Source organism: Salinimicrobium oceani, assembly GCF_012037645.1.
The window spans coordinates 1-634 of sequence record NZ_JAAVJR010000198.1 but is presented as its reverse complement, the minus strand read 5'-3'; the positions used below and the strand labels follow the sequence as shown (position 1 = coordinate 634).

At 45.0% G+C, this 634-nt stretch carries 1 protein-coding gene; it reads right to left on the bottom strand.

Going from position 1 to position 634, the window contains the following annotated elements; translation table 11 throughout:
- The coding region (locus HC175_RS16245; RefSeq protein WP_168139438.1) for an arginase family protein at window positions 1–634 on the bottom strand (634 nt) is incomplete at both ends.

The following is a 634-nucleotide window of genomic DNA, read 5'->3' as shown; positions in this document are numbered from 1 at the left end:
ATAGAAGGATCAAAGGCATCGAGATCAATAGTAATGAAAACATTTGGGGTCATTTGCCCAATGGCATCATCCATCCAATCCTCATAAAGATCATGAGCCCAATACACCTGATTCTCATCCATATGATCCATTTCAGAAATATCCATAGAGCGGATCCCAACCTGGATAAGATTCGTTGTCTTACTCGCTTCATGGACTGCGCAGGCATGGTTGCAGGTCGTACCTTCATATTCCGGACGAAGGTCGGCATGCGCATCGATCTGCACCACAGTAAGGTCTTCAAAGCTTTCATTAAATGCCCGAATAGTTCCTATAGAAACGGAATGCTCGCCTCCAAAAATTGTAACGAATTTTTCCTGCTTAATATAATTTTTCACGGTCTTATGAACCGCTTCCACCATTTTCTCCGGAGAGGAATTTTCTGTCACCGGCGGAGCAAGGTACACTCCTTTTTTGTAGACTTCGGTACGGGTTTCGATATCGAAAAGCTCCATATTTTCTGAAGCTTCCAAAAACGCATCGGGGCCTTTGTCGGCACCCTGACCCCATGTGCTTGTTCCGTCATAAGGAACCGGGATCAAAACTACTTTTGCGTCATCTAAACGTGCATACTTGTCCGGAATGCCGGCGTAAT